This is a genomic window from Candidatus Pseudothioglobus sp. uisw_142, from assembly GCF_059512465.1.
The window spans coordinates 577054-598867 of record NZ_CM183452.1 but is presented as its reverse complement, the minus strand read 5'-3'; the positions used below and the strand labels follow the sequence as shown (position 1 = coordinate 598867).

At 36.1% G+C, this 21814-nt stretch carries 28 protein-coding genes and 2 tRNA genes; 13 read left to right on the top strand and 17 right to left on the bottom strand.

Going from position 1 to position 21814, the window contains the following annotated elements; translation table 11 throughout:
* Positions 1-108 precede the first annotated feature (108 nt).
* The 11 genes from AC5YGB_RS03050 to AC5YGB_RS03000 all read right to left on the bottom strand — a co-directional run bounded on the left by AC5YGB_RS03050 (position 109) and on the right by AC5YGB_RS03000 (position 5305).
* Positions 109-708 carry a methyltransferase domain-containing protein gene (locus AC5YGB_RS03050; RefSeq protein ID WP_496137775.1) on the bottom strand — a complete coding sequence of 200 codons (600 nt, stop codon included), beginning with the start codon at positions 706-708 and terminating at the stop codon, positions 109-111.
* Positions 709-785: 77 nt separating this feature from the next.
* A tRNA-Asp gene (locus AC5YGB_RS03045) sits at positions 786-862 on the bottom strand.
* A gap of 7 nt (positions 863-869) precedes the next feature.
* Positions 870-945 (bottom strand) — tRNA-Val (locus AC5YGB_RS03040).
* A gap of 57 nt (positions 946-1002) precedes the next feature.
* On the bottom strand, positions 1003-1275 hold the full coding sequence (locus AC5YGB_RS03035) for an HU family DNA-binding protein (RefSeq protein ID WP_496137774.1): 273 nt from the start codon (positions 1273-1275) through the stop codon (positions 1003-1005).
* A gap of 152 nt (positions 1276-1427) precedes the next feature.
* Positions 1428-1943, bottom strand: a complete 516-nt coding sequence (locus tag AC5YGB_RS03030; protein WP_496137773.1) for a DsbE family thiol:disulfide interchange protein — start codon at positions 1941-1943, stop codon at positions 1428-1430.
* A complete protein-coding gene (gene ccmE, locus AC5YGB_RS03025) occupies positions 1940-2398 on the bottom strand; it encodes a cytochrome c maturation protein CcmE (RefSeq protein WP_496137772.1) in 459 nt (152 codons plus the stop codon). The genes AC5YGB_RS03030 and ccmE overlap by 4 nt, the downstream gene beginning before the upstream one ends.
* Positions 2391-2555, bottom strand: a complete 165-nt coding sequence (ccmD, locus tag AC5YGB_RS03020) for a heme exporter protein CcmD (RefSeq protein WP_251988200.1) — start codon at positions 2553-2555, stop codon at positions 2391-2393. The genes ccmE and ccmD overlap by 8 nt, the downstream gene beginning before the upstream one ends.
* 2 nt (positions 2556-2557) lie before the next feature.
* Positions 2558-3307 carry a heme ABC transporter permease gene (locus AC5YGB_RS03015; protein WP_271773025.1) on the bottom strand — a complete coding sequence of 250 codons (750 nt, stop codon included), beginning with the start codon at positions 3305-3307 and terminating at the stop codon, positions 2558-2560.
* A gap of 15 nt (positions 3308-3322) precedes the next feature.
* Positions 3323-3979, bottom strand: a complete 657-nt coding sequence (gene tsaB, locus AC5YGB_RS03010) for a tRNA (adenosine(37)-N6)-threonylcarbamoyltransferase complex dimerization subunit type 1 TsaB (protein ID WP_496137771.1) — start codon at positions 3977-3979, stop codon at positions 3323-3325.
* The gene (locus AC5YGB_RS03005) at positions 3979-4635 is read right to left on the bottom strand and encodes a transglycosylase domain-containing protein (RefSeq protein ID WP_496137770.1); all 657 of its coding nucleotides are present in this window, start codon (positions 4633-4635) and stop codon (positions 3979-3981) included. Before AC5YGB_RS03005 ends, tsaB begins: the two co-directional genes overlap by 1 nt.
* On the bottom strand, positions 4628-5305 hold the full coding sequence (locus AC5YGB_RS03000; RefSeq protein ID WP_496137769.1) for a copper homeostasis protein CutC: 678 nt from the start codon (positions 5303-5305) through the stop codon (positions 4628-4630). Before AC5YGB_RS03000 ends, AC5YGB_RS03005 begins: the two co-directional genes overlap by 8 nt.
* A 145-nt stretch (positions 5306-5450) precedes the next feature.
* Between AC5YGB_RS03000 and rpsF the strand changes: the two genes are divergently transcribed.
* The 9 genes from rpsF (at position 5451) to der (ending at position 12880) form a co-directional block, all read left to right on the top strand.
* Positions 5451-5840, top strand: coding sequence for a 30S ribosomal protein S6 (rpsF, locus tag AC5YGB_RS02995; RefSeq protein WP_020025038.1), 390 nt, complete (start codon positions 5451-5453; stop codon positions 5838-5840).
* Between the two features lie 9 nt (positions 5841-5849).
* Positions 5850-6107 (top strand): 30S ribosomal protein S18, encoded by a 258-nt coding sequence (rpsR, locus tag AC5YGB_RS02990; protein ID WP_020025037.1) that lies wholly within the window; start codon positions 5850-5852, stop codon positions 6105-6107.
* 8 nt (positions 6108-6115) lie between these two features.
* Positions 6116-6571 carry a 50S ribosomal protein L9 gene (rplI, locus tag AC5YGB_RS02985; RefSeq protein WP_496137768.1) on the top strand — a complete coding sequence of 152 codons (456 nt, stop codon included), beginning with the start codon at positions 6116-6118 and terminating at the stop codon, positions 6569-6571.
* A gap of 75 nt (positions 6572-6646) precedes the next feature.
* The gene (dnaB, locus tag AC5YGB_RS02980) at positions 6647-8089 is read left to right on the top strand and encodes a replicative DNA helicase (RefSeq protein ID WP_020026928.1); all 1443 of its coding nucleotides are present in this window, start codon (positions 6647-6649) and stop codon (positions 8087-8089) included.
* 67 nt (positions 8090-8156) lie between these two features.
* A complete protein-coding gene (locus AC5YGB_RS02975) occupies positions 8157-8621 on the top strand; it encodes a DUF1249 domain-containing protein (protein WP_496137767.1) in 465 nt (154 codons plus the stop codon).
* The gene (locus tag AC5YGB_RS02970; protein ID WP_020025906.1) at positions 8603-9505 is read left to right on the top strand and encodes a 5'-nucleotidase; all 903 of its coding nucleotides are present in this window, start codon (positions 8603-8605) and stop codon (positions 9503-9505) included. The genes AC5YGB_RS02975 and AC5YGB_RS02970 overlap by 19 nt, the downstream gene beginning before the upstream one ends.
* Positions 9506-9587: 82 nt before the next feature.
* Positions 9588-10853, top strand: coding sequence for a histidine--tRNA ligase (gene hisS, locus AC5YGB_RS02965; RefSeq protein WP_496137766.1), 1266 nt, complete (start codon positions 9588-9590; stop codon positions 10851-10853).
* Entirely contained in the window at positions 10850-11467 is a 618-nt protein-coding gene (locus tag AC5YGB_RS02960) for a tetratricopeptide repeat protein (RefSeq protein ID WP_496137765.1), read from the top strand. The genes hisS and AC5YGB_RS02960 overlap by 4 nt, the downstream gene beginning before the upstream one ends.
* 21 nt (positions 11468-11488) lie before the next feature.
* Entirely contained in the window at positions 11489-12880 is a 1392-nt protein-coding gene (der, locus tag AC5YGB_RS02955; RefSeq protein ID WP_496137764.1) for a ribosome biogenesis GTPase Der, read from the top strand.
* A gap of 10 nt (positions 12881-12890) precedes the next feature.
* On the opposite strand, the gene AC5YGB_RS02950 is transcribed toward der, so the two are convergent.
* Both AC5YGB_RS02950 and pyrG read right to left on the bottom strand, forming a co-directional pair.
* The gene (locus tag AC5YGB_RS02950; RefSeq protein ID WP_496137763.1) at positions 12891-14129 is read right to left on the bottom strand and encodes an FAD-dependent oxidoreductase; all 1239 of its coding nucleotides are present in this window, start codon (positions 14127-14129) and stop codon (positions 12891-12893) included.
* Between the two features lie 37 nt (positions 14130-14166).
* Complete coding sequence (gene pyrG, locus AC5YGB_RS02945) at positions 14167-15801, bottom strand: CTP synthase (protein WP_496137762.1); 1635 nt, start codon at positions 15799-15801, stop codon at positions 14167-14169.
* Between the two features lie 79 nt (positions 15802-15880).
* Between pyrG and AC5YGB_RS02940 the strand changes: the two genes are divergently transcribed.
* Together AC5YGB_RS02940 and AC5YGB_RS02935 are read left to right on the top strand one after the other, a co-directional pair.
* Entirely contained in the window at positions 15881-17230 is a 1350-nt protein-coding gene (locus AC5YGB_RS02940; protein ID WP_496137761.1) for an ABC transporter transmembrane domain-containing protein, read from the top strand.
* Positions 17196-17600, top strand: coding sequence for an ATP-binding cassette domain-containing protein (locus AC5YGB_RS02935; RefSeq protein WP_496137760.1), 405 nt, complete (start codon positions 17196-17198; stop codon positions 17598-17600). Before AC5YGB_RS02940 ends, AC5YGB_RS02935 begins: the two co-directional genes overlap by 35 nt.
* 18 nt (positions 17601-17618) lie before the next feature.
* Here the strand turns inward: AC5YGB_RS02935 and AC5YGB_RS02930 are convergent, their stop codons facing one another.
* The 3 genes from AC5YGB_RS02930 to AC5YGB_RS02920 are packed head-to-tail and all read right to left on the bottom strand — an operon-like array spanning position 17619 to position 19189.
* Complete coding sequence (locus tag AC5YGB_RS02930; RefSeq protein ID WP_496137759.1) at positions 17619-18227, bottom strand: transglycosylase SLT domain-containing protein; 609 nt, start codon at positions 18225-18227, stop codon at positions 17619-17621.
* A complete protein-coding gene (locus AC5YGB_RS02925; protein WP_496137758.1) occupies positions 18228-18533 on the bottom strand; it encodes a cold shock domain-containing protein in 306 nt (101 codons plus the stop codon).
* Positions 18533-19189: a thiopurine S-methyltransferase gene (locus tag AC5YGB_RS02920; RefSeq protein ID WP_496137757.1), complete on the bottom strand. Its 657-nt coding sequence runs from the start codon at positions 19187-19189 to the stop codon at positions 18533-18535. Before AC5YGB_RS02920 ends, AC5YGB_RS02925 begins: the two co-directional genes overlap by 1 nt.
* 147 nt (positions 19190-19336) lie before the next feature.
* Between AC5YGB_RS02920 and ung the strand changes: the two genes are divergently transcribed.
* Positions 19337-20008 carry a uracil-DNA glycosylase gene (gene ung, locus AC5YGB_RS02915; RefSeq protein ID WP_496137756.1) on the top strand — a complete coding sequence of 224 codons (672 nt, stop codon included), beginning with the start codon at positions 19337-19339 and terminating at the stop codon, positions 20006-20008.
* Positions 20005-21042, top strand: coding sequence for an NAD(P)-dependent oxidoreductase (locus AC5YGB_RS02910; protein WP_496137755.1), 1038 nt, complete (start codon positions 20005-20007; stop codon positions 21040-21042). Before ung ends, AC5YGB_RS02910 begins: the two co-directional genes overlap by 4 nt.
* A gap of 7 nt (positions 21043-21049) precedes the next feature.
* On the opposite strand, the gene AC5YGB_RS02905 is transcribed toward AC5YGB_RS02910, so the two are convergent.
* Positions 21050-21811 (bottom strand): TSUP family transporter, encoded by a 762-nt coding sequence (locus AC5YGB_RS02905; RefSeq protein ID WP_496137754.1) that lies wholly within the window; start codon positions 21809-21811, stop codon positions 21050-21052.
* Positions 21812-21814: the final 3 nt, after the last annotated feature.

The following is a 21814-nucleotide window of genomic DNA, read 5'->3' as shown; positions in this document are numbered from 1 at the left end:
TTGTACTTCAATAATATATCATTTACAATCATTGAAGAAATGGCTATGGATAGAACCTTTAGTCAATAATCTGTAAAACTATTTATTACTAGATATTCAATATTTAAGCTAAGATTTAGGAAAGAAAGGCTTGCCAATTTTTACTATTTCTTCCTCTGACAGTAATTGTTTAGAAGAAACAATAAACAAATTCATACCAGGAACTCTTCCACCATAGTTCATTTTAAATCCTGCTTGAAGGAAGGAATCGTTTAAAACTGAATACGTAAAACCTCCTTTATGAGCCATATACTCATTGCCATTTGCAATGGCTACCCGCCAACCATACAAAATATCTATTGCAGATATCTTATGTCCGTCTTCTGTTTCATAAAGAGTCTCCAGAAGCTTATTATCAGCAACAGCTTCGCAAACACTTTGCAAATCAGGACAATGAAGAACAACTATGCCATCATCTTTCAATACTCTGTAAAACTCTTTTAATACAATCGGGACCTCATGAGGATATACGTGCTCAATATTGTGAGATGAATAAACTGCATCAACACTTGCTGTTTGTACTTGACTCATATCTAATAATGTTCCAACGATATCTGGATTAACCAATTCATCAATATCAAATCTTATCTCTTTCCAGTCACTATTATTGAAGCCAATAAGTTCAGATTTGTGATCAAGGCCACAACCCACATGTAAAAAGGTTTTCATAGGGGATTTTCGAGGAAATTTCTTTATTAAAATTTATTATATACTTAAGAATAAATCTAATGAATTAAATTTAAAAATGGCGGAGCGGACGGGGGTCGAACCCGCGACCTCCTGCGTGACAGGCAGGCGTTCTAACCAACTGAACTACCGCTCCATATTCTTGGTGGGCGCTACAAGACTTGAACTTGTGACCCTCGCCTTGTAAGGGCGATGCTCTCCCAACTGAGCTAAGCGCCCAAAAAAATGCCCGAATCGAATCAGGAAACGGGCATATTATACTTCGAAAAAATCTGATTAGTTAACAGATTCCTTTAATAATTTTCCTGCTTTAAATGCAGGTGCATTTGATGCTGAAATTTGAATTGCAGCGCCAGTTTGTGGGTTACGACCAGAACGTGCTGCGCGTGCTCTTACTAAAAAACTACCGAAACCAGTAATGGCTACTGAGTCGCCACTTGCCAATGCGCCAGAGATTGCACTAGTTGTTGCATCTAAAGCGCGAGCTGCATCAGCTTTCGATAGACCTGAGTTATCAGCAATTGCTGAAACTAAATCTGATTTGTTCATTTGTTAACTCCTTAATTTTAAAAAGAATTTATGTAAAAACCCACTAAAATAATTCTTAGGTTTAAATTGATTATCCATTTATAAACCCTTATGTCAAGGCGCTTTCAGCAATAAATAACCAAAATAATTGGGATAAAACTCAATCAGAAAATTTATAATGTTTTTAAATGAACTAAGAAATTTTCACTCCAAACTTCAGGTGTTATTTCTCCGATATGCTTATAAAGAATTAATCCCTCTTTATTGATTAAAAAGGTTTCTGGGGTTGCATAAACACCAAGCTCCATTCCAATTCTTCCATCTGGGTCAAAAATAATCTCATCAAATGGATTTCCCATTATGTCTAGATACCTCTGACCATCATTTTTTTGATCTTTGTAGTTAATGCCAATTAACTTCAGACTCTCATTATTTGCTATATTCATAATAACTTGATGCTCCTTCCTACAGGTAACACACCATGACGCCCAGACATTGACAAGTAACATTTGATTATCCATCAAATCATTTAATTTGACATTTTCATTAGTAAAAAAATCTTTTCCATCGATCTCTGGGACAATCTTTCCTACCAGAGGTGATGGAAGCTTATTAGGATTTGAATTAAGACTTAAGAATAAAAAAATTCCTATTATTAAAAATATAATTAGAGGAATTATTTTTTTCATTGCTGAGAACTTATAATCTCTAAAGCAGCAGCTACCTCTGGAGGCATATAATTTTCATCATGCTTTGCTAAAACTTCTTTAGCGGTAAATTTATAAGCACATAGCTTGCCTGCCCAAGCTTTTTTGCACTCTTTCTTAATTGAACCACTTGCCACGACTCCCTGGCCCTCTCTAAAAAGGTCAGGCAAAATACCCTCATATGCAACTTTAATTGTTTGGTTATTATCTGTGACTGAAAAAGTAGCTATCATTCCTTCCCTACTAAAACTATCAGTCTCAACAAGGCCTCCCAGTCTAAAACTCTTATTTGCTGGAGCCTTTCCATCGACAATATCAGAGGGAGTATAAAAGTATAATAAGTTTTCACTAAACGCCTTAATCCCCAAATATCCTGCCAGGAAAACACCAGATACTAAAAGCCCAACCAATATCATTCGGTTTTGTCTTTTAGTCATTGATTGAGAATTTATTTTTGAGAGACAAAATAGTCTTAGTGTGGTTTCTCTTTGCACTAATAAAAAGAGTAATTATTGTCAAGGAGGAAACACCATATGCGAGCCAAACATAAAATGCATACTTCCCATAAGGCAGAAAGGAAAAATACTCAACCATAGTCATGATACTACTCCCTCAACTTCATCTTTGACCCAGCGAGAATTTTGCTCACGAACTAGAACCTCTGTTCTTGCTTTAATTGCAACAAGAAGCGCATAAAGAAAAATTGACGCTACAAACATTATTGCAAGTGCAATTTGCATGTCTGGATCTTTTAAACCACCGGTACCAACCGAATAACCTTGGTGAAGGGTGTTCCACCATTTCACTGAGTAATGAATAATTGGTAAATTAATTAGGCCAACTATAGCAAGTATAGAGCTAGCTTTTGCAGCAGTCTTTGGGTTATCAAATGCGCTATTTAGAGACATGTATGCTAGATATAAAAACAATAATATGAGCTCAGAAGTTAATCTAGCATCCCAGACCCACCATGCTCCCCACATCGGCTTACCCCAAATTGCTCCAGATGCCAATGCAATGATTGTAAAAGCTGCGCCAATTGGCGCCGAAACCTTTGCCACCACTTCAGCCATTTTAATTTGCCAAATGAGTCCAATACCCCCAGCAATTGCCATGATTGCATAAACCATCATTGACAAGATAGCACTTGGAACATGAATGAATATTATTCTATAACCATCACCTTGCTGATAATCAGGCGGTGATATAACAAGAGACCAAAATAAACCAATCACCAAAAGGCTAGCAAAAGGCCAAAAAAACCATGGTGTAAGCCTAGAACAGGTTCCATAAAAAACTTTCGGTGAGGCCTGCCTTTGAATCCATTTCCACATAAATAAATGCAGTGATAAAAAAGAGATTTATTTTAATGATTTTTGAGCCACATTGTTTCGTAAATATATCGGCTGGGGTAGCTCAAAGTCGCTACTCTCTCCCCTACTAAATGACTCAAGTGCTAAATCTATTAAACTAGAGGATTCTGGAAAAATTGTGAGATCAGTTTCAATTACACCAGAAGCAGAACTGAGCATATCACTATAGGCATCCCATCCTGTCCCAACTCCAATATAATTAGTATCGAGAATATCTACATCATTAGGATTACATATGCGCAATTTACTGATTTTTCCTTGATTGTAAATAGCCCAATAGACCTCTCCCATTCTAGCATCAAGTGCTACAGCTATTTTTTCAGAACTAAGAATCTGTGAAGCCCTAAATCCAAGCAACTCAAGTGTCGAAAATCCAATCGTTGGAATATTACAGGACATTGAAAGCCCCTGAACAACGCCAACACACATTCTTACACCTGTAAATGCGCCAGGCCCTTTAGTAAAGATTATTGAATCAACATCCTTTATTAGAGCTCCTGTTTCCTGAAAGACTTCATCACAAAGCTTAAGAATATGGCCAGAGCTTTTTTGAATCCCTGACAAAACGCGACTAACTCTTGACTCTTTGGTCATTAGAGTGACCGATGCAATTTCAGTACAGGTATCTATCGCAAGTAAATTCATCAAAATATTTTTTTGTAGTTTTCGTGCATCTTCAAAATCATCTTAACTCGCCTATCCAGCCTATCAGGAAAGTTAATAGGATTATAGTAAGAAGGCCCTTTAAGCAAGGCAACAAGTGTTGCCATATCTTCTAAACTCAAATCCTTAACATCTTTATCAAAGTAGAAATAACTTCCACTGGCAAAGCCATGGAAGGCCATATCTCCTTTTTGAGCTAAATATACCGTATTCATATACCTCTCAAGAATAAATTCTTTATCGTAAGACAACTCTAAAAGTAATGCCATCAAAGCCTCTTCAAACTTTCTGGAAAAAGTTTTTTCCCGAGTTAGAAGCGAATTCTTTACTAATTGCTGAGTAATTGTACTGGCTCCTCTAAGCGCCTTATCATCAAATAAATATCCGTAAATAACTCTCCCAATCTCTTTAAAGTCAACACCATGATGATGGAAATATGATTGGTCTTCCACTAAAAGAAGCATATTAATAAGCTCTGGAGGGTAATCATTAAAGGAGTAATTGATTTGAGTGATAGTGTTTGAGACTTTTATCTCAGTTGAAAATTGAAACTTTACTATACTGTTTAGATAGAATAAATAAGCTGAGAAGATAAATATAAATATTAAACTTACAATCTTGATCCAAAATTTATACATTGATTGCAGTTTTAATTTCTTTAATAGTTTGACTATCTGTAATTTTGCTATTTTGTCTTTGAATTGAGCAAGAAGAATGAAGCCAAGCAAAGTGACAATCAGAGAGAATTTCACTTATGTTTTGGGGGTTTATACCTGAGCCTGGCATAATTTCAATCCTGCCCGATGCTCTTTGTTGCATTTCCTTCAAAACTGCCAATCCCTCCATAACAGTCGCATAGCCACCAGATGACAAAATCGTATCAAAACCTAAATTGATTGCAATCTCAACTGCTTCAATAGTCTTTGGGATAGTATCTACTGCTCGATGCAAAGTTTTTTTTAAACCATCACTATGCCTAATTAATTCATCTAAAAATTCTTGATCGAGCTCGCCATTCAAAAGCGTTGCACCAAATACAACCCCATCCAAGTTGTATGATCGAGCTTTATCGATATCTCTAAACATTTGTTGAAGATCCTTTGATGAGTATTCGAAATTGCCTTTTTTAGGGCGAATCATTACCCTACAAGGTATATTGATTTCTGAAGCAAGCTCCATTAATTCATCAGATGGAGTCAATCCTCCAAGCTCTAATGAGCTGCAGAGCTCAATTCGGTCTGCCTTACCATTGATGCAGGCTTCTAGACCAGAAATGCTATCGATACAGACTTCTAGTTTGGATCTCATAAATCCAAGTTTATATTAATGTTAATCATAATACGAGAAGAAGCGCAAATAATTGATAAGTATAGAGTAACTAGTATAAAATACCCTCTTCCTTGCTTGACCAGCCCTTGTTGGCAAGCTTTTTTTAATCCATAAGGAGATGTTAATGAGACATTATGAAATAACTCTCATTGTTCACCCTGACCAAAGTTCTCAGGTTACAACAATGATTGAGAAGTACAAAGAGCTAATCACTTCAGGCAAAGGTATAGTCCATAGGGACGAAGACTGGGGCCGAAAACACCTAGCCTATCCAATCAACAAAATTTATAAAGCACATTACTTAATGATGAATATCGAGTGTGACAAAGATACACTTGATAAATTAAACTACAACTTTCGCTTCAACGATGCTATCCTAAGAAATTTAATTATTTCTAAGTCAGAGGCAATCACTGAACCATCAATTATGGTTGCAGAAGCAGGCAAAGATTCAGATAAAGTCAAAGATCAAGGCAAAGATAAAGCCAAAGGTCAAGACTCAGAAAAGAAATAGGAGACTGTAATGGCTAAAAAACAAGTTAACAAAAGACGTAAATTTCAAATCCCTATAAACCGCTTTTGTCGTTTTACAAAAGCAGGTTTTAAGGAAATTGACTACAAAGATGTTGAAATACTTCTTAAGAATATTGATGAAAGTGGAAAAATTACGCCATCAAGAATAACTGGTACTTCTGCAAAGTTTCAAAGACAATTGACAACTGCAATTAAAAGAGCTAGATTCTTGGCACTAATCCCTTACACCGATAAACACAAAAAATAGGAGGCCTTATGCAAGTAATTTTATTAGAAAAAAATGAAAAACTAGGTAACCTTGGTGACATAGCAAATGTTAAGTCTGGCTATGCTCGCAACTACCTAATTCCGCAAGGTAAAGCCAAGCCTGCTAATAAAGCTAACATGGCAGTTTTTGAAACAATCCGTGCAGAACTTGAGGCAAAAGAAGTCGCCGCTTTATCGGATGCTGAATCAAAAGAATTAGCGATGAAAGATGTTGTTTGTACAATTTCTGCGAATGCAGGTGAAGAAGGAAAGCTCTACGGCTCTGTAAGCACTTCAGAAATAGCTGCCAATCTTCTGGAGCAAGGTTTTGAGGTTGAAAAGCGTGACATCAACATGCCAGAGGCAATCAGAAATACTGGTGAATATGAAGTCACCGTATCTCTTTATGCTGAGGTTGTGGTGCCGGTAAAAATTATTGTAATTGCTGCAACTGAAACAGAATAAGTTAATCCAATTCACTTAAGTGAGTTAAAATAAAAAGCCCTCTCTGAGGGCTTTTTATTTTTCTAAAATGTGACAATGGATATTGACAACCCTAAAATACCGCCTAACTCTATAGACTCCGAGCAGTCTGTACTTGGCGGCCTTCTTCTTCATAATGAATCTTGGGATAATGTTGTTAACATTCTTAGCTCTGACGACTTTTATCAAACCTCACACCGCATCATCTACGATGCTATTGTCATACTACTTGAACACGACAAGCCAGCGGATATTCTAACAGTCAAAGAACAGGTCATTAAAACGCATGACGAGGATTCAATAGGAGGATTCGCTTACTTAGCTCAGATAGCTGAAAATACACCTAGCGTCTCTAATATTGAAGCTTATGCTAAACATGTTCGTGAACTCTCAATCTACAGGCAGCTCATAAAGATTGGAAAAGAAATGGCTGATACTGCCTTCAGTCCAAAAGACATTGAAGTCAACGATCTTCTGGATTTATCAGAAAGAAAAATCTTTGAAATAGCTGAACAAGTCAGTCGTAATAAGCAAGAAATTACGAATGTAAAAGATATTATCAAGGATGTAGTGAACCGCGTTCATGAAATGCAAGAATTAAAAGGTTACAAAGGAGCCGAAACTGGGTTTTCAGAATTTGACAAATTAACTTCAGGCCTCCAAAATGGCGATCTCATTATTATCGCTGGAAGGCCCAGCATGGGTAAAACCGCTCTTTCAATGAATATTGTTGAGCATGTAGCAATTCATAACTCTACGCCAGTAGCAGTATTCAGTTTGGAGATGCCAACTGAGCAATTAGTCATCCGAATGATTTCATCATTTGGAAGAATTGACTCAAGTAAATTGCGTGATGGAGATATGTCTGAGATTGATTGGAACAGCTTCAATCATGCAGTCAGAGCCTTTGAAGAAAATACAATTCTAATCGATGAAACGCCTTCAATAACGCCTACCGAAATCAGGGCAAAATGTAGAAGACTTAAAAGAAGGTATCCAGATCTGGGTCTAATCATGGTGGATTATTTACAGCTTATGACAGTGCACGGTAAATCCGAGAACCGCGTTCAAGAAATTTCAGAAATCTCTCGCTCACTCAAGGCTCTTGCAAAGGAAATTAATGTTCCAGTGATAGCACTATCTCAGCTTAATCGAGGCGTTGAATCTAGAGCTAAAACTGGTAAAGGCAGAATTCCTCAGATGGCTGACCTTAGAGAGTCAGGATCTATTGAACAGGATGCTGATATTATTGGATTTATCTATAGGGATGAAGTTTATCATGATGATGCATACACCAATCCTGAAGAAGTAGGAAAAGCAGACTTAAGAATAGCAAAACACAGAAATGGAGCAACTGGAAATATTAAGCTGGCCTTTGTGGGTCAATATTCAAGATTTGAAGATTTAGCCTTTGAAGATAGATTCCAGGGCGTGAACGATGAGCAAATGGACGCTTCATATGTTAACAATATGACAAATTTTGATCAGGGTGATTTTTAGAGTTACAGAAAATTTGCAATCAGATTTATTATGAACATCGCCAATCAATAATCAAAGTATTAAGTTAATGATGAATGATCAGATCCAAACCAAGCTCATATATAAGAAACAAAAGGTAACTTATAAAAATCTATCGGAGATTTTTGAACTTAACTTTATTAAAATCTCAAGACTCATTCCACTCCTTGCGTCTATTACTGGAGACACAATTGGAATTAAAAGCCAATCAAATGATCTTTTCCTAATCTGCCATGAAAAGTCTCCGTACACTGGAACATATACACTGACTCACAAGATTAAATCTATGGATAAAGTGATCAATCGTCCAGATATTCGTTTTAAAATTTATTTTGATGCAAAACTCTTAGAGGTTGAATCAATATGTAAAGAAACAAGAATTAATTCTAATCACCCCTTACTCGATGATTGTAGTGATTTGTCCTTTCAACTTGAGCTTAACCTATTCATGCTAAGATGGCTTGATTACTGCTTAGATAAGTACAACGGAGCAAAGTGGATAACAAAAAATTAAAATCTGAAAATACCAAGTTAGTTATTGCAATCTCATCAAGGGCATTATTCAACCTGGACCAATCTCACAAGATATTTAAAGAAAAGGGAATTGAGGCTTATGCTAAGCATCAGCAAGAAAACGAGCATGTCATTTTAGAGCCGGGGGTTGGCTTTACCCTCGTTAAAAAATTATTAAAACTCAACAGTAAAAAAACGCCAATTGATGTCATCCTTCTATCCAGAAATAGCGCAGATACAGGCCTAAGAATATTTAACTCAATTGAGCATTATGATCTAAATATTTCTAGGGCTGCGTTCACGAGAGGAGAGAGTACTCACCCTTTTGTAGGGGCTTTTGAAGCTGACTTGTTTCTATCTAGCAACTACAACGATGTCCAGAAAGCACTCCAATCAGGATATGCTGCAGCCTCTATCGTTGAATCAAAGTCCAATAATAGCCACCCATCTCAGCTAAGGATTGCTTTTGATGGTGATGCAGTCATCTTTTCAGATGAATCTGAGAGAATTTTTCAGGAAAAAGGACTAGAGGCATTTCATGAAAACGAGATTTTATCTGAAAAAATTGAGCTAAAAGCGGGACCATTTAAGTCATTTTTAGTGTCTTTACAAAAAATTCAATCTACATTTCCAGAGGAAGACAACCCAATAAGAACGGCCCTCGTTACCGCAAGATCAGCTCCATCACACAGAAGAGTTATTCATACTATGAGAAAGTGGGGTATTCGAATTGACGAATCATTCTTTTTAGGTGGCCTTGAAAAAGGCGTTTTTTTAAGACAGTTTGCAGCAGATATATTTTTTGATGACCAGCAACAACACTGTGAGTCTGCATCTCAATATGTGCCTACAGGACATGTGCCGAGTGGAATAAAAAATAGTTAAGGTTTTAGGAATTGGTGATTGCAAGGACTCAAGCCAAGAATTAATTGGTAAAATACTTTTTAACTACATTTTAAGATTATAAATGTCAAAAAAAATTCAAGCTATCCGTGGAATGAACGATCTTCTTCCTGCAGATTCAAATATCTGGAGTTTTTTAGATAGCACCATTAGCAATCTGCTTCTTTCATATAGCTATAAATATTGCCGAACTCCCAACATTGAGAGCACAGAAACTTTTGCAAGAGCCATTGGAGAAGTAACAGATATTGTTGAGAAAGAAATGTATACCTGGAAGGACAATAATGGAGACTCTCTTACCTTAAGACCAGAGGGTACAGCTGGTGTTGTAAGAATGATGATTGAGCATAATTTACCCAGAGAGGGAATTCAAAAAGTTTTTTATAATGGCCCTATGTTTAGGCATGAGCGTCCTCAAAAGGGAAGATACCGTCAATTTCATCAGGTTGGTGCTGAAGTATTTGGCGTTTCTGATGCGAAAATTGATGCTGAATTAATATCCATAACTCAGGCTCTCTGGAAGACATTAGGAATTGATGCTGAACTGGAAATCAATTCTCTTGGCTCTGCGCAAAGTCGCGCCTCTTACAGAGAAATATTGTCAGGATATTTTAACGATAACAAGGATCAACTAGATGAAGATAGTCTGAGGCGTTTAAAAACGAATCCACTGAGAATTCTAGACAGTAAAAATAAAGAACTTGAGAGTTTAATTTCTGGCGCTCCAAAAATGATTGATTATCTTGATGATGATTCTAATCATCATTTTAATGCCTTAAAGAATTACCTAGAGAGCCTTGATATTTCATATAAGGTCAATCCTAAACTGGTTAGAGGGCTTGACTACTACAATCAAACTGTTTTTGAATGGATTTCAAATGATCTTGGCGCTCAAGGAACTATATGCGGTGGTGGAAGATATGATGGACTTGTTGAAAAAATGGGAGGTAATGCTACACCAGCAATTGGTTTTGCTATGGGATTAGAGCGAATAGCCCTCCTCATTGAAGATAAGTCTGATCAAATAATTAACAAGAGGCCTCATTTGTATTTTGCCTCAATCGGAGATAGTGCCAATATTGAGTCTATGAACCTATCTAAAAAAATTATTGAAGCTCTCCCTCATATTACTATTACTAATGACATGAGCATGGGAACGCTTAAAAATCAAATGAAAAAAGCAAATAAATCTGAGGCAGACTTCGCTATGATTCTTGGAGAACAGGAATTATCAGAGGGCCATATAAGTATAAAACCTCTAAAGGGCCAAGGAGTTCAGCAATCAATTAAACTTGAGGGTATCATTCACCACCTTCAGGAGATATTATGAAAAACTTTATAGAAATTAGCGATTCAGAAGAAGAGCAAGTTGATAAGATTAAAAAATGGTGGGATGCCAATGGCAAACAAATTATTGCAGGAGCTGTTCTTGGTGTTGCAGGCGTCTTTGGTTGGAACTATTATGTTGATTATCAAGATAGTCAGGCTTTGAATGCTCGATCGCTTTATTTAAGCTATGCGTCAGACTCAGCCAATGTTGGTGCTTATGATAAACTGATTAAAGATCACTCGTCTAGTAGCTATGCTGATCAAGGCACTCTTTTGATGGCTAAATATTTATTTGATGCAGGCAATTACTCTCTAGCGCTAGATGCTCTTAAGCCCTTAACAACAAGAGAAAATTCAGTCATTGCTTCGACAGCAATATTACGATCAGCGTCGCTTCATCTTGAACTTGGGCAACATGAAAAGGCCCTATCTGTTCTCAATATAGAGAATATAGAGGGCTTTTCGGGACTCTTTTATAATCTTGCTGGAGATGTTTTTCTAGATCTTGGAAATATTGAAGAAGCTAAAAAGAATTACACTCTAGCGATTGACAATATCACTGAAAACTCTAGCCTTACGCAATTGATTCAGATCAAGCTGGACGATCTCAGTTAGAAACATTGCTGGTTACTGATTGTGAGCTACCCTATCATATCTCTGGTTGGCAGGCCTAATGTAGGCAAGTCAACGCTGTTTAATCGTCTAAGCAACTCAAGGCAAGCCCTCGTCTCTGATTTTGAAGGACTGACTAGAGACCGTCAATATGCAAACATAGAGTTAGATAGTGGTATTTATTGCTCTATTGTCGATACTGGCGGCCTAACTAATGAAGATTCAATCATTGATACGGGTATTCATAGTCAAGTAATTAATGCACTCAACGAGTCCGATGTCATATACTTTATTGTCAGCAATAAGGATGGAGTTACTTCTTTAGATTTTGATATTTCAGCCCAGCTAAGAAAGCTAAAGAAAAATATTATTTTAGTTTGTAACAAAGCTGAGGGTTTAAATAAAGCTTCAGCTGCAGAATTTTATGAACTGGGACTAGGTGATCCAACCCTTATTTCAGCAGAACATAATCAAGGCATTCCTGACCTTATAGAAAAAACAATCCTTCTTCTACCTAAAGCTGTTGAGTTTAAAAAACCTGAACTAGAGGGGATTGCAGTTGCTGTTCTTGGTAGGCCCAATGTTGGAAAATCGACTCTAATTAATCGAATTTTAGGAGAAGAAAGAGTCATGGCGGTAGATCTACCTGGAACTACTCGAGATTCAATATTTATTCCTTTTGAAAGAGAGGGTCAGCAATACACTCTGATTGATACAGCGGGTATAAGACGTAAAAGAAGCGTAAGTGAAAAGGTCGAAATTTTTAGTATTATCAAAGCTAAAGATGCCATCAGTGATTCGCATGTTGTTATTTTGGTCTTGGATGCCCATGAAGGGGTCACTGAGCAAGATGCAACACTCTTAGGGCTAATAGCAGATAAAGGAAGGGCCTTACTCATTGTTATCAACAAATGGGATGGCTTAGATGATTATCAAAAAAGTGAAGTAAAAAGAAAGTTAGATATAAAACTCTCATTTGTAAATTACGCCACAGTTCATTACATTTCTGCACTCCATGGCTCAGGTGTTGGTAAATTATTCTCACCCATTAAAAGATCTTATGAGAATGCAGGTGGAAGGTTTCCTACCTCACTTCTAAATCGAATATTAGAACAGGCCAACAACACACATCAACCTCCTTCAGTTGCTGGAAAGAGAATGAGGCTAAAGTTTGTCAATCAATCTGATGTTTTTCCACCCACATTGATTTTTCATGGCAACCATGTTCAAAATGTACCTAATAGTTACGAGCGTTTTCTAAAGAATTTTTTTATTACAGCCCTCAAGTTAACGAATACTCCTATTAAAATTCAATATAAAAGTGGCGACAACCCATTTAAAGATAAAAAAAATATTCTTTCTGCACGTCAAATTCAAAAGAAAAAGCGGCTGATGAAGTTTGTCAAAAAGAAATAAAATTAAATTTTTAAAACCTTTGAACTGAAAACTCATGAATTGGAATGGGAGCCTCCTTCCCTGTGATAATTGCCTCTACAATCTCAGCAGTAATGGGAGCTAGTGTAAGGCCTATGTGGCCATGACCAAAAGCATAAACGATATCATTGCCTTTTTTTGAGGCGGAAATGACAGGCTTACTATCAGGAATTGATGGCCTAAATCCTAACCATGCCCTATTTGGTTTTCCTAAGTCTGGAAAAAAATTTAATGCGCCGCTCTCAAGATGATTGATTCTATGATTAGAAATCTGAGGACTAACTCCGCCTAGCTCTACAGTTCCAACGACTCTTAATCTCCCTGTCATTGGAGACATATAAAAACCACCGTCAGCAGAGCAGCAAGGTCTATTGAGGAGTGGTTCATTCATATCATATTCGACATGGTATCCTCTTTCAACATCTAAAGGTATATTGTCTCCCGCTTGTTTTGCAAACTTCTTAGAAAAAGCGCCTGCAGAAACAACTAGTTGCTTTGATAATATTTTAGACTTGTCATCTAAAGTTACTTCGATACCAGTCTTTGATCTTTCAACATTTTTAGCGGACTGCCTAATAACATGACATCCTTTATCAATGCAAGCATCTAACAATAGCTTCATCATTTTTCCAGGATCGCTCATATAGGCACAGTCTGGAAAATAGGCTGCGCCGCCTTCAGTTAGATTAATATTAGGCTCTAACTTGTTAAGCTCTGAGGGACTTAGCATTTGTGCATTCAAGCCTAAAGTTTTTCTATGATTAATATCTTTTACACCAGCGTCATAGATTGACTTTGAATTATAGATATAGATACTACCATTGGAATTAAGAAGTGAACTGCCATTAATTTGACTTGCCAACTCCTCCCATCGAAGTCTTGCATTAACTAATATGCCAGCGATCGATTGTGCATTTTTTGCAGCCTGTTTTGGCATCGATTGATACAAGAATTTCATTAGCCAAGGAGCTAGAGAGATGATTTCAGAGCGTTTAATTGCAATCGGACTATTTTTATTAAATAAAAGTGCAGGCAATCTCTTTATCACTTCTGGAGAGCCAACAGGTAGAACTGCATATTCTGCAATTGTGCCAGCATTACCCAATGAAGCTCCGGAGCCTGGCTCTTCGCAATCAATAAGAGTAACTTCTCTTCCTAGGCTAAGCATTCTTAAGGCAACAGAAAGACCTATAACGCCTCCTCCCAAAACTAAAATATCAGTTTTTTCCATCTAAAAAATCCCAATATTAAATAAAAGTGCACAGAATTTAGGAAAGTATCAAATTATGCGCTTCCTTTGCAGCGTTAATAAAACTTTCAAAGAGCGGATGGCCGTCTCTAGGTGTTGAGGTAAATTCAGGATGAAACTGGCAGGCAACAAACCAAGGATGGTCAGTAATTTCAACCATTTCAACAAGTGAGCCATCATGTGATCTACCAGAAACAGCAAGTCCAGCTGCTTCAATTTGAGATATAAGCTTGTTATTAACTTCATATCTATGGCGATGCCTTTCAGTCACTTTTGGGGACCCATAGATCTTTTGTGAATGACTTCCTTTAACAAGGGTACATTCTTGACCACCAAGCCTCATCGTGCCACCTAAATCTGAATCAGTATCTCTCGTCTGGGTATCGCCATTTTCATCTTGCCATTCAGTGATAAGTCCGATCACTGGATAAGCTGTATTTTCATCAAACTCAGTACTATTTGCTCCTTTCATATCGGCTTTATGACGTGCAAACTCTATAACAGCAACTTGAAGACCTAAGCAAATCCCTAAAAATGGAATATTATTCTCACGGGCAAATTGAACGGCTTTGATCTTACCCTCAATACCTCTTATGCCAAAACCACCTGGCACCAGTACTGCGCTCATTTTACTTAAACTTTCAGCGCCATTTTTTTCAACTTCTTCAGAATCAAAATAATGGATATTGACTTTTGTTTGAGTATGAACACCAGCATGGATGAGAGCCTCTGAAAGGGATTTATAAGATTCAGTTAAATCCATATATTTACCAACCATTGCAATATCTACGCTATGATTTGGACTCTCCAACCTTGAAACAACATTTTTCCATTCTGACAAATCTGCTTTACCGCACTTTAATCCTAATTTTGAAACTACGACATCATCTAAGCCTTGACTATGCAGATCTTCAGGAACCTTATAAATTGTATCTTTATCTAACGAAATAAACACTGAATCTTCAGCAACATTTGTAAATAACGCAATCTTCTTACGGTCAGAATCTTCTAACTCATGTTCTGATCGACAGATAAGAATATCTGGCTGTATTCCAATCCCTCTAAGCTCTTTGACTGAGTGCTGGGTTGGTTTTGTTTTGAGCTCCCCTGCAACCTTAATGTAGGGAAGAAGAGTTAAATGGATGAATAAAGTATTTTCACGCCCTAACTCCAGGCTCATTTGCCTTATAGCCTCCAAGAATGGTAAAGACTCGATGTCACCAGCAGTTCCACCAATTTCAACCAGGGCAATATCAGCCTCTTCTGCCCCCTCTTTCATTAATTTTTTTATTTCATCTGTAATGTGGGGGATAATTTGAACAGTTGCGCCCAAATAATCACCTTTTCTTTCACGTTCAATAACATTTTCATAAACTCTACCAGCCGTAAAGTTATTCTTTTTACCTAACTTAGTTCGAACAAACCTCTCATAGTGCCCTAAATCTAAATCAGTTTCTGCTCCATCATTAGTAACAAATACCTCGCCATGTTGAAAAGGACTCATGGTACCGGGATCAACATTTATGTATGGGTCTAACTTAAGAAGAGTGACATTAAGGCCACGAGTTTCAAGAATTGAAGCTAACGAAGCAGAGGCTATCCCCTTACCTAAAGAGGAAACTACACCGCCAGTTATAAAGATGTATTTTGTCATGTAAAACTAACAAGGTTTGAAATAGCTATGATACCTAAATTTGTGTAGAATATGGGCACATCCAAACAAACAAATCAAGATGGATTTTAAAGAATTCTTAAAGAGGCTTTTTCCTTACATAAAAAATCATTTTGGCAAATTCATTTTTGTTTCAATTATGATGGCTTTTGCTACAGCCTTAGAGGCTTCAATTCCTGAAATTACCGGTCAAATAGTTGATAGCTTATTTTCTGAAAATCGCTCTAAAAATAACGCTTTTCTCTTTGCAATCATATTATTTTCAATTATTACTCTTAGCTCAATTTTCTCCTTAATTTCTGTCAGTACTAGCTCTTGGATTTCTAACAAAGTAGTTATGAGTATTAGAGTTGACATGTTTACTAATCTTCTTAAATTGCCAAAGTCATATTTTGATAAAACTACAACGGGGGAGACTCTATCCAAGTTAACTTTTGATGTTGAGCAAATCTCAGCTGCTTCGTCTTTTATATGGCTAGATTTAATCAAATCCTCTTTGAGTGTTCTAATACTTACTTCGTACTTATTCTATAAGAATTTTTTACTAAGCACTTCTTTAATCATTCTAATGCCTCTCGTTTACATAGCAGTAAAAATTTCTACAAGAAGGATGAGACTTAGTACAAAAAAAGTTCAAGATAGTATGGGGAGCATGACCCACCTTTTGGATGAAAATATTTCTGGAATCGATTTAGTCAAAATTTATAATGCTGCAAAAAGTGAAAAAAAGAAATTTTATAATCTTGTAAAAATTATCAGGCAACAACGCTTCAAGTTAGATATGGCTAGTGCCGTGAACACCTCTATTGTTAATATATTAATTGGTCTATCTTTAGCAATAGTAGTATATTTTTCTTCAACCTACCTAGTAATGACTGCTGGAGATTTTCTTGCTTTTTTTACAGCGATGGCCATGCTAGTCAAACCAGCTAAAAGTTTAATTAATATTAACAAGCCACTTCAAAGAGCCATGATTGCTTCTGCAAGTGTATTTACTCTAATTGATGAAAAAATTGAAGACAATCATTTTAATAATCTACCAATTAATTCAATTAGTGGAGATATACATTTTGAAAATGTAAGTTTTTCATATAACAACAAAAAATCCTCTCTTAAAAATATTAATTTAAAAATTACTAAAGGTGAAACCATTGCTCTAGTTGGCTCTACTGGAAGTGGAAAAACTACATTGGTAAATTTATTAACTCGGTTTTATAAACCAAATACTGGAATGATATCTATTAATGACAAAGATATTACATCTTTTGAATTAGAGTCTTATAGAGCTAACTTCTCATATGTGGATCAGAATGTGCGCTTATTCAATGATACTATTAGTGGAAATATAGCATTTGGTCAAAAAAGAGACAATGCCAATGGATTTAATAATCGAAGCTGCAAAAATTTCTAATTCAATTGAGTTTATTGAAAAACTAGATAAGAAGTTTGATTCTAATATTGGTGAAGATGGTGTAACACTTTCTGGCGGACAGCGTCAAAGACTTTCAATAGCTAGAGCTATTGCAAAAGATAGCCCTATATTGATTCTTGATGAAGCAACCTCTGCATTAGATTCAGCAACAGAAAAACTTGTTCAGTCGGCTATTAATAAAATGCAACAAGATAGAACTACTATTATTATTGCACACCGATTAACTACGATACAAAGTGCTGATCGAATTATTGTTTTAAAAAATGGAGAAATCATTGAGCAAGGAACCCATTCAGAGCTTATAAAAAATTCAGGTGAGTATTCAAAGTTGCATCAGCAACAAACTTAAAACTATTTAAAATTAAGTCTAGAAGAGTGTCCAGATTCGATTACTATCGAGTTGCTCTCTGCATTGAGAAAGCTGCGACTTATATGTATTAGACTTATTCTCAACTTTCTTTGCAATAGAGATCAGCCAATCTTTCTTTTCATAGCTTTTCTTGTTAAATCCACCATGACCCTCATGGTATGCCAAGTATTGACGATATGCATCTGTTTTACTTATCTTAGACCTTAGATTAGATTGATTAGCATACCATCCAACAAAATCTATTGCGTCAGAAAAATTATCCCTCCTAGCATCTTTTTTTCCAGTTTTGAGCTGGTACCATTCCCATGTAGCTTTTTTAGCCTGAGTATATCCATAGGAGTCAGTAGGTCTTGCTCCTGGGATAAATCCAAAAATTTTATTACGTGGTGGTTTTGCTCTTGAAGCAAAGCGAGACTCTTGATGGATAATAGCTAATTGCAAATGCATCGGCACTTTCCATTTCTCCTCACTTAGTTTAGCTGCGCGATACCAACTAACCTTTTCATCTAGCAAATTACATACATTTGTTACTTCCCTTGCAGGTGTTGATAAACAACCTGAAACTGTTACTATAATAAGTAATCCTAATGCTAAAAGTCTTTTCATTTATCCAAAAAACACAAAGTAAGCAACAATCAGTTGAAAGACCAACAAAACTCCAAACATTGCTTTAATGTCATTATCAGTCAATGGTTCAGACTCCTCAACCACTTTTTCTAATTTAACATCAATTGCAACTAAACCTTTATCAGAGCTCTCAACTTTAAATTTAACTCTTGTCTCACTTCTTAAACGTGATTTATTAAAAACATTTTTTTGGTGAACGAAGTACTTTTCACCATCATCTCCTGTAATAAATCCATATCCCTTTGTGCCAAATTGGGCCACTTCGCCTGTCATTTTTTTTGCCATTACACTCTCACTTTTTGCAGTAAATACACTGCCTTTTCAACAAAATCTACACCTAGATTTTGAAACATTGGCTCATTTTCAATATCATTAATACAGTCTAGCTCTCGCCATTGAAAAGATCCTCTAAATAATTCCTCGACCTCAGGCCTGCTAACTGCAAACGGTGGGCCAGATTTTTGATGCTGAGGATAATTCAAAGTTAACAATAAAATCCTAACATCTTCAACTATTATATCACTTAAATGTTTAACGTATTTTTGTCTTAACTCTTCATCTAGAGCGATCAATGAAGCACGGTCATAAACTGCCTTAACCTCCTGCAGATGACTTACCTCTAAATCAAAATAATTACCGCAATAAATTCTTAATCCATCGCCTTCATATAGTATGAATCCATCTAAATTTGATATTGAATAAGATAAGTTATTGTCTGAAAAAAACTGTTCTGCTGCGATAGAACTCATCTCCACGCCAATCACATTTATTTGATTTTCGAGTAGAAATAACATGTCTTTAGTTTTTCCGCACAAGGGAACAAAAATCGTATCCCCTGGAGACATATTAAGTTGATCTAGATACTCAATGAGCTGTCTATTGATTTGGTCGGCATGCCAACCTATCTTATTGTTTTCCCACCTACTGATCCAGTCAGTCATGCTTAATCCTTGTTATAATAAATCCAATCCTTGAGACGCTCAAATAAATGCATGATTTAAAATCATTTTAAACCATAAAAAAAAATTTACTATTTAAATGCAATCTAACTTCATCAATACAAATTCATTCGATCCTATGAACTTATCATGACTCAAGGTATTGGTGATTGGTCTAAATATCTTTCTAAAGAAAAAGAAAAGGATTACTTTATCTCGCTATACTCGTTTCTCAACTCAAGAATTAATAGCGAAATTTATCCGCAAAGAGGAGAATGGTTCAAAGCCTTTGAATATTCAAGTTTTAACTCTACAAAAGTTGTAATTCTTGGTCAAGATCCATATCATGGAGATGGTCAGGCAGAAGGACTTAGTTTCTCTGTCCCAAAAGGCACCGCCATACCTCCGTCCCTAAGAAATATTTATAAAGAGCTGGAATCAAACAATGTAAATTTTGCGAATCCTGGTCATGGTAATCTTGTCACTTGGGCTAACCAAGGGGTTTTGCTTCTAAATAGTGTTCTAACTGTTGAAAGACATTCTCCAGCAGCTCATGCGAACAAAGGGTGGGAGTTTTTTACTGATCATGTGATTAGTCTTCTCAATGAGCATAAAAATAATTTAGTTTTTATTCTCTGGGGCGCCTATGCTAATAAAAAATCTGAATTGATAGATAGCAGCAAACACTTAATACTCAGTGCTCCACACCCATCACCTTTTTCTGCACATAAAGGCTTCTTTGGTAGTGAACATTTTTTAAAAACTAATGAATATCTTGAATCAACAAATCAAAATCCTATTGATTGGAGAATACCTAAATGAAACTAATGGTTGATGATGCTGTTTGGGGGTTTAGCAAGATTTTTTCTGAGTTTGGAGATGTAGTAACTCTTCCAGGTAGAGATATTAGTCGAGAGAGTTTGTTAGACTGCGATATGTTAATTGTGAGATCAAGAACACAGGTAAATCAAGAACTATTAGAGGGTACAAAAATTTCTTTTGTTGGTTCAACGGTTGCAGGTCTGGATCATATTGATGAAAGTTATTTATATAAAAACAATATAGCTTTCTCATCTGCTCAAGGTTGTAATGCTAATGCAGTTACTGAGTACGTGATTAGTGCATTAGCAAATCTTGCGCATGATTATTGTTTCAACTTAGCTGAGAAGTCGCTCGGAATTATTGGAGTTGGTAATGTGGGTCGAAGACTTGACTTTAAAGCAAGGCAGCTTGGAATGAATACGCTTTTAAATGATCCACCACGAGAGGAAAAAGAAGATGCTGATGGCTATGTCAGTTTAGAAAAAGCTCTTAGTGCAGATATAGTAACCTTTCATACTCCTTTAACAAAAAATGGGCCTTATCCAACTCATAATCTTCTTGGAAGTCAAAATTTTAATCTCATTACTGAGGATACAATTCTAATAAACGCGGCCAGAGGTGGAGTCATTGATGAAGCCATTTGGGAAACAATCAATACCAAGGCTAATATTATTGATTGTTGGGAGAATGAACCCAATATTAACCAGACTCTTCAAAAGTCAGCGTACTGGTCTACACCACATATTGCTGGACACTCTATCGATGCCAAGTTTATGGGAAGTTATATGATCTATAAAGAGTTATGCGAATTCACACAAAAACCAATGAATAGTGAAGTTGAAACGCTGATTAATCGTGAATCTATGGTGATTGAAGAAAAAACGCTTCATGCGACTCTAAATTCAATATATTCTTTTAAAGATGATGACGAGGTCATTTCAGATATTTCAAAATTTGAAGACTATCGACGAAATTACCCTGAACGCTTGGAATGGCATCACTTTAAAACTCAATTTGACATACCTAGAAAATAAATCAATACTAACTCTGCGAAAGCATATATTTGATAAGCATTGAAATTGAAATAATAACAATTAAGAACCTAATTATTAGTGGATTGGCTTTCAATAAATAATGAGTTCCAAAAAAAGCGCCTATCATTTGCCCTATCATCATTAGAAGGCCAATTAAAAAAGCGATATGGCCAAAACTGAAAAAGACTATGAATCCAGCAATATTTGATGCAAAATTTAGTGGCTTTGCTAGGATTGTTGCTTGGATAATTTCGAGTTTCTTAAGCATTACCCCTGTCATTGCAAAAAAGGAACCAGCCCCAGGACCAAACATCCCGTCATAAAAACCAACTACTGGAACAGCAAAAAATTCAAACTTTTTATTAGACTTTGAATTACTAACAGTAGATTTAGGTTTGGGAGAAATAATAAAATATATTGCTATAAAAACGAGAACGATTGGAATTACAAAAGAGAGGAACTGCGTATCAACAAATTGAATGATAACTCCCCCCAATATTGAACCTATAAAAGAAGCGAACATTAAACTTTTAACAGAATTCCAATCTAATTTTTTTTTCCTAAACAATAAAAAAGTAGCTATTCCAGTGCCCATGCTACCCTGAAACTTGTTAGTTCCAAGAACATATATTGGAGGAATGCCGCTTAAGAGAAGCGCAGGAACAGAAAGCAATCCACCGCCACCAACAAGTGTATCTAGAAAGCCCGCCACAACTCCAACAAAAAATAAAAACGTTAGAATTTCAATTGAAAAATTAGCAATATCCATAAA